The sequence below is a fragment of the Flavobacterium frigidimaris genome (assembly GCF_002217275.1).
Classification (GTDB): Bacteria; Bacteroidota; Bacteroidia; order Flavobacteriales; family Flavobacteriaceae; genus Flavobacterium; species Flavobacterium aquidurense.
Genome location: NZ_MUGV01000022.1, coordinates 147,646 through 154,353, shown reverse-complemented (window position 1 = coordinate 154,353; position 6,708 = coordinate 147,646). Strand labels below are relative to the sequence as shown.

The following is a 6,708-nucleotide window of genomic DNA, read 5'->3' as shown; positions in this document are numbered from 1 at the left end:
ATAGAGAATAGAGAATAGAATATAGATTTTAGAAAATAGAGCCAAGAGCCAAGAAGAAAGATATTAGAAAATTGAAAATAGAGGATAGAGCATAGAACATAGAGCATAGAACATAGAACATAGATTGGAAAGCAAAGATTGGAAGTCTTTTCTCTTTATTCTTTGTTCTTTTCTCTAAAGTTTTCTCTAAAAAAATAAATAAGTATGAAAATTAAAAGCCAAAATAAAATAATCATTTTACTGCTGTTGTTTCTAGTTCAGCTTTCGTTTGCTCAAAAGAAAAATGAAAGCATAGGAACAGAAACGGTAAATGTGGTAAAGCCTTATTCGCCAACCATATCAGATGCTTTTAAAGTGAAAGAAACTCCTTCGCTTGACGATTCTGGAAATCAGCCAAAAGAGACTATTAAATATAGCATTTTGTCTGTTCCTGTTGCATCGACCTTTACTCCTTCAAAAGGAAATGCTGCAGGTGTTGAGAAATCAAAAAAGGAAAGATTGTTCAATAATTATGCGACTCTTGGCGTTGGAAATTATGGGACTTTGAATGCTGAATTATTTGTAACACAAGACTTAGGAAACAATGATTATGTGGCCGGAATGTTGCGTCATCATTCTTCTCAGGGCGGAATTAAAGATGTAAATCTGAATGATGAATTTTATGATACAGCTTTGAATGTTGGTTATGGTGTAAACAATCGTGATATGTCATGGGCAGTAGATTTAGGATATCAAAATCAAGTGTACAATTGGTACGGTTTGCCAACTGATTTTGGAATGACTTTGCCTCCGGAAACGCAGGAAGATTTGATTAGAGGAATTAATCCGAATCACTCTTATAACACGATCTCTTTAGGCGGAAATATAGAATTTAATGAAGGGATTTTTAGTAAAATTGATACCAGATTTACACATTTTTCAGATAGTTTTTCTTCTTCAGAAAATCGTTTTTATGTGAAGCCAACTTTCAAAGTTGATGTTATGGATCAGTCGATTAATACAAATATTATCATTGATCACGTAAGTGGATCATTCGAGAATAATTATGATCGTACTAATTTAGAACCTGTAAAATACAGCTTAACTAATTTCGGAATCGAGCCAAGTTTTGTAGTTCATGAAAACGATTGGACATTAGAATTAGGTGCTGGATTATATTATGGATTAGATTCTGAAAACAGCGGAAACAAATTCTATATTTATCCAAAGGTAAATGCTTCGTATAAATTAGTAGGTGATTTAATGATTTTTTACACAGGAGTAAACGGTAGCTTAAATCAAAATTCTTATGCTGATTTTGTGACTCAAAACCCGTTTTTATCTCCAACTTTAAACATGAGACCTACAAGTAATCAGTATAATGTCTTTGCAGGTTTAAAAGGGAAATTGGCAAACAATATTAATTATAATTTGTCGGGTTCTTATCTAAACGAAAAAGACAAAGCTTTGTTTAAAAGCAATGATTATACAGAGAATTTTGATAACCAGAATTATGCTTTTGGAAATTCGTTTGGAGTAGTTTATGATGACGTAAGAACATTACGTTTTTATGCCGAGTTAAAAGCTGACTTTTCTAAAAATGTTACTTTTGGAATCAACGGAACCTTTAATAGTTATAAAACAGATGGATTAGAAGCGTGGAATTTACCTTCAATGAAATTAAGCTCCAATTTGGATGTTACTATAACTAAACAATGGTACGCAGGACTGAATGTTTTCTTTGTTGGAGAACGTAAGGATATGCAAACAAACTTAGATGTTGCAACACTTGGCGTTCCGGTTACCTTAAAAAGTTATTTTGATGCGAATGCGCATTTAGGATATAAATACAACGAACGTTTGACTTTTTTCTTAAAACTAAATAATATAGGAAATCAGGCTTACGAAAGATGGTTGAATTACCCTGTTCAGGGATTCCAGGTTTTAGTAGGCGGAAATTATAAATTCGATTTTTAAATTTAACCGCAAAGGCCGCAAAGTTTTTACGCAAGGTTCGCTAAGTCTTTTAAAGATTTGGCGATTTTTGTTTTTTATAATTAGTGTAATTCGTGGCGAAAAAAATTGCAAAAGAAAAAAACCTTTGCACCTTTGTACCTCAGAACCTCAGTACCTTTAAAAAATGACTTTCAAACAAAAAATACATTCCCATTATTTGCAAATGGTTCAGGACCGAATAGATGTTTTTAGAGACATGATTTCGGCTTTGACTGAAGATTCTAAAAACGATGCCAAAGGTTCTGCCGGCGATAAGCATGAAACGGCTTTGTCGATGATGCATATCGAACAGGAAAAACTGACCAATAAATTAAAAGAAGCGATAACTCAAAAAGCTATTTTAGATAAAATTGATGCTTCAAAAACAACTGAGAATATTATTTCCGGAAGTTTGGTGAAAGCTAACGGTATTCATTTGTATTTGAGTGTGGCGCTTCCTAAAATTGCAATTGACGGAATTAATATAATTGCACTTTCTCCTCAATCTCCATTGGGTTCTCATTTAATGGGGAATAAAGTTGGGTTTCAATTTGAAATTAATAAGACGCATTATACTATTGAGAGTGTTGAATAAATCATTCAATATTCTACTAACTTTTTCAGAGCGAAATAGCCACAAAGTATGTCATTCCGGGGAACGAGGACACGAAGGATAGTGAATTGGCGAAGCAATCCCCGCAAGTGACTCCGCAACGAGAATCCAATCTTTGTAGAGCTACTTGCGGGGATTTCTAGTTCATCGGAATGAAAATATTGAACTTAGAATAATTTTAAGTTGCTATTTCTTCTTCTCCTTGAATATTTTTCAATGATTCTTTAAAATATCAAATTATACTTCAAAGATCTCTCTAAAAGCTTGTGTATATAGCTCCATTTAGCCCTGAAATTGAAATTTTCAAGTTCAGGGCTTTTTTTGGTGTTAAAATTTTACATTTTGTATGTAAATATCAAATTATGGTTTAAAATTATAACTGAAATGAATATTTATGTTTTTCAATTATAACCAATACCGCATCTTTGCCTTATCAAAATGAAATTTACAATTAAAAATATAGAATTATGTGCGGAATCGTATGTGCCTTTGATCTAAAACAAAAAGCTGAGACTTTAAGACCTCAAGTATTAGAAATGTCTAAAATCATTCGTCACCGTGGACCAGACTGGAGCGGTATTTACAGTAATGATAAAGCAATTCTTTCTCACGAGCGTTTGGCGATTGTTGATCCGGCGTCTGGAAAACAACCTTTATTTACAGAAGATAAAAAGTTAGTTTTAGCTGCAAATGGTGAAATATACAACCACAGAGAATTGCGTAAACAATTTGAAGGAAAATATAATTTTCAGACTGAAAGTGACTGTGAAGTTATTCTGGCTCTTTACAGAGAAAAAGGTCCTCACTTTGTAGATGAAATGAACGGAATCTTTGGATTTGCAATTTATGACGTTGAAAAAGACGAGTATTTTATTGCTCGTGACCATATGGGAATTATTCCTTTATACATTGGTTGGGATCAACACGGAACTTTTTACGTAGCTTCTGAATTAAAAGCTTTGGAAGGATATTGCACAAAAATTCAATTGTTTCCTCCAGGACATTATATGACAAGTAAAGACGGTGAATTTGTACAATGGTACAAAAGAGACTGGGTAGATTATGATGCTGTAAAAGACAACGAAACTAGTATTCCGGAAATCAAAAAAGCGCTTGAAGCAGCAGTTCACAGACAATTAATGAGTGATGTTCCTTACGGAGTTTTACTTTCCGGAGGTTTAGATTCGTCTATTACTTCGGCTGTAGCTAAAAAATTTGCACAAAAGCGTATTGAGTCTGATGACACTACTGACGCCTGGTATCCGCAATTACACTCTTTCTCAGTTGGATTAGAAGGTTCTCCTGATTTAGCAGCTGCTCAGGTTGTGGCAAAACATATCGGAACGATTCACCACGAAATTAAATTCACAATTCAGGAAGGATTAGATGCCGTTCGTGATGTAATTTACAACCTTGAAACGTATGATGTGACTACAGTTAGAGCATCAACTCCAATGTGGTTAATGGCGAGAGTTATTAAATCAATGGGAATTAAAATGGTGCTTTCCGGAGAAGGTGCAGATGAGTTGTTTGGAGGCTATTTATACTTCCATAAAGCACCAAACGCAAGAGAATTCCACGAAGAAAACGTTCGTAAATTAGGAAAACTTCATATGTACGATTGTTTACGTGCAAACAAAAGTTTGGCTGCCTGGGGAATCGAAGGTCGTGTTCCATTCTTAGATAAAGAATTTATGGATGTTGCCATGCGCATTAACCCACAAGATAAAATGATCAATAAAGAACATCCAATGGAAAAATGGGTAGTTCGTAAAGCTTTTGAAGACATGTTGCCGGAAAGTGTAGCATGGAGACAAAAAGAGCAGTTTTCTGATGGAGTAGGATACAGCTGGATCGACACTTTGAAAGAAGTAGTTGGAGAAGCAGTTTCTGATGAACAATTGGCAAATGCGAAATACAAATTCCCATTACAAACACCAACTTCAAAAGAAGAATATTATTACCGTTCTATCTTCGCTGAACATTTTCCAAGTGATGCTGCCGCTTTATGTGTGCCTCAGGAAGCAAGTGTGGCTTGTAGTACAAAAATTGCACTGGAGTGGGATGAAGCTTTTAAAAACATGAACGATCCTTCAGGTAGAGCGGTTGCAAGTGTGCATGATGATGCTTACGAGAAAGCATAAAAAAATGAATTTTTAGAATTAGTATATATTAAGAAAGACGTTCTCTATTTTTAGAGGACGTTTTTTGTCTCTAAAATTATTAAGTTCATAATTTCAGCTCTTTAAGATTATTTTTCGTTAATATTTTAACTTTCTTTTTTATATTTGACATTTACTGAAGTAAGTTAGATTCTCAACAAAAAGGAGAAATAATATTTTAGTTTTGCTATAGATTATAAGTAGTTTTTAAAGTTAATTCACTTCATGAGGGGAGTGAGTAAAATAATAATAAAAAAATAGAATGGTATGTCTGGATTATTGGCAGTAATTGGTAAAGGAAAAGACCCGCAACTTGTAAAAGAGCTTTCTAAAAGAATGTCGCATCGTGGGCCTGATGAGAATGATCTGCATATTATGGAGAATGGAAGTATTATTTGTCATGAAAGTTTGTCAATTGTTGATTTACAGACAGGTAAACAACCTATTCAGGGAACAAATAAAGCCTGGATGGTTCATGATGGCGAAATTTACAACTATCAGGAATTAAAAAATACAGTTTTAAAAGAGCATACTTTTAGAACAAAATCAGATTCAGAAGTTATCGTGCATTTGTACGAGGAATTTGGATATAATTTCTGTAATATGCTTGATGGAGATTTTGCTTTTGTAGTTATTGATGGTGATGATTACATTGCCGGAAGAGACCCAATTGGAGTAAAACCTCTCTATTATGGATTGGATGAAAGAGGAAGGATTTATTTTTCTTCAGAAATGAAGTCAATTGCAGATCAGTGTAAGTCATTTTCAACTTTTCCTCCGGGACATTATTATACGGGTAAAACAGGTTTCGTAAAATATTACCGACCTGAATATGAAGATCATTTAAATGCTGTTGAAAGTCTTGATTTGGATTTGATTCGTGAGACTTTAGTCGAAGCTACCCGTAAACGTTTAATGAGCGAAGCTCCGCTGGGGGTTTTATTATCAGGTGGCTTGGATTCGTCTTTGACTTCATCAATTGCAGCTCGATTATTTGCTGAAAAAGGAAAAAAACTACCTTCCTTTTCTATCGGATTAGATAGTGATTCGCCAGATAATATTGCAGCCAGAAAAGCCGCAGCATTTTTAGGAACAGAACATCATGAAATACATTTTTCTGTTGCAGAAGGTGTTGAAATGATTGAAAAAGTAATTTATCATATTGAAACATACGATATCATTTCTGTTAGAGCCGGAGTTCCAATGTATTTGTTGTCGACAGCAATAAGTGAAAAAGGAATTAAAGTGATTCTTTCAGGGGAAGGTGCCGATGAGATTTTTGGTGGCCATTTGTATTTTAGAAATGCACCATCAACAGAAGAATTTCAGGATGAAACAATTGAAAGAGTTCAGAAATTGTTTACTGCTGATTTATTACGCGCTGATAAAACAACAATGGCAACTGGTGTTGAAGCCAGGATTCCATTTTTAGATACCGCTTTTTTAGATGTTGCCATCCGAATTAAAACGGAAGAAAAACAGCCAAAAACGCATGATGGTATTGAGAAATATATTTTAAGAAAAGCATTTGATACTCCTGAAAATCCGTATTTGCCAACAGAAGTTTTATGGAGACAAAAAGAACAGTTTTCAGACGGAGTTGGATACAATTGGGTTGATGAATTGATCGAATATTGCGCTACTCAGGTTTCAGACGAACAATTGGCTGGAGCTGCTGCTGAGTTTCCATACAACTCACCAACAACAAAGGAGGCTTATTTTTACAGATCGATTTTTCATAAATATTATCCACAAGTTAGTGCTGCTCAAACAGTACGCAAATGGATTCCTAAATGGCAGGACAACCAGGATCCAAGTGGTAGAGCAAATTCAGCACACGTAAAAGCAGATACAGAGATTTCGAAATCTGGGGTGGTGATTTAAACATTCCAAAAAAGAAATTCCAAATTCCAATTTTTAAATTCCAAAAGAGAATTTAAGAATTAAAAAAATATAAAA

General features: G+C 34.2%; 4 protein-coding genes. All 4 read left to right on the top strand.

The features are described from left to right. Positions 1-204: 204 nt before the first annotated feature. The 4 genes from B0A65_RS14235 to asnB (B0A65_RS14220) all read left to right on the top strand — a co-directional run bounded on the left by B0A65_RS14235 (position 205) and on the right by asnB (B0A65_RS14220) (position 6,633). Entirely contained in the window at positions 205-1,956 is a 1,752-nt protein-coding gene (locus tag B0A65_RS14235) for a TonB-dependent receptor (RefSeq protein WP_074656574.1), read from the top strand. 163 nt (positions 1,957-2,119) lie between these two features. Beyond that, positions 2,120-2,569 (top strand): hypothetical protein, encoded by a 450-nt coding sequence (locus B0A65_RS14230; protein WP_074656577.1) that lies wholly within the window; start codon positions 2,120-2,122, stop codon positions 2,567-2,569. Between the two features lie 485 nt (positions 2,570-3,054). Then, entirely contained in the window at positions 3,055-4,731 is a 1,677-nt protein-coding gene (gene asnB, locus B0A65_RS14225; protein WP_074656579.1) for an asparagine synthase B, read from the top strand. A gap of 285 nt (positions 4,732-5,016) precedes the next feature. Then, positions 5,017-6,633 carry an asparagine synthase B gene (gene asnB, locus B0A65_RS14220; RefSeq protein ID WP_074656581.1) on the top strand — a complete coding sequence of 539 codons (1,617 nt, stop codon included), beginning with the start codon at positions 5,017-5,019 and terminating at the stop codon, positions 6,631-6,633. Positions 6,634-6,708: the final 75 nt, after the last annotated feature.